1 protein-coding gene is annotated in these 1,018 nt (G+C 46.8%); it reads left to right on the top strand.

The window, feature by feature from the left end:
• The coding region (locus tag CHM34_RS19490; protein ID WP_439116349.1) for a phage tail protein at positions 1-906 on the top strand (906 nt) is incomplete at its 5' end.
• Between the last annotated feature and the right edge of the window lie 112 nt (positions 907-1,018).

Below are 1,018 nucleotides of genomic sequence, written 5' to 3'. Positions count from 1 at the left end.
ATCATTGGTGCCATTGTAGCCTTAATCGCGATTGGTGCGGCACTTTGGACAAACTGGGACACCATCAAGGCGAAAGCAATTGAGGTCTGGGGTGCAATCAAGGAGTGGTTGGCGCAGACGTGGGAATCAATCAAACAAACAGCCAGCAATGTATGGAATGGAATAACGAGCTTTTTCTCAGGAATTTGGGAATCCATCAAAGGGTATTTCAATCAGGCAGTGGCATTCTTGGTAAGCCTTTTGGGGTCGCGTTTCAAATCCATGTCTGCTGTCATTAAATCTGCTATGGCCACAGCTCGGAGTATCATTTCCACCGTTTGGAATTTCATCAAAAACACATTCAAGAACGCGCTTGCGTTTGTAAAGGCACTAGTCTCCGGTGATTTCAAAGGAATGAAAAAAGCGATCAGCAACCAAATGGAAAATATTAGATCCACGATCGGGAAGATTTGGGATCGAGTCATGGGATTTTTCCGTAACATCAATCTGTTTAAGACGGGTCGGGATATCATACAGGGGTTGATTAATGGGATCAAAAACATGGCATCAAGGGTAACGGATGCCGTCACAGGTGTCGTAGATGGTGCGATCCACTGGGCAAAGAAACAACTAGGGATTGCTTCACCCTCAAAAGTGTTCGAGGAAATCGGGGAATATACTGGGGAAGGCTTTAAAATCGGTATGGCTTCTATGCTTGGTGACATTCGCCGGATCTCCGATGAGATGGCGCAGACGGCTATTTCCACTTCCGTAGATACAGTCGGAGCCGGATCATCCGCTACTGCAGCAGCAGGAGTTGAACGGCCCCTGATCATCATAGAAAACATGGCAATCCGAGAAGAGGCAGACATACAAAAAGTTACGAACGAGCTTTGGCGACAGTTACAGCGACAATCCAGGTTTTAAGAAAGGGGGGGAGGTAAATGGGGTTTTCATTTGCGGGAGTCCACAATGATCAGTATCGTCTGAAGGTATTGAAGACCACACGCCGGATTCTTCCCCCGATGAATAACCATCT

The organism is Paludifilum halophilum (genome assembly GCF_002245355.1).
Taxonomy (GTDB): Bacteria; Bacillota; Bacilli; order Thermoactinomycetales; family DSM-45169; genus Paludifilum; species Paludifilum halophilum.
Note: the sequence above shows the minus strand (reverse complement) of the source record. Positions and strands in the feature narration are given on the sequence as shown.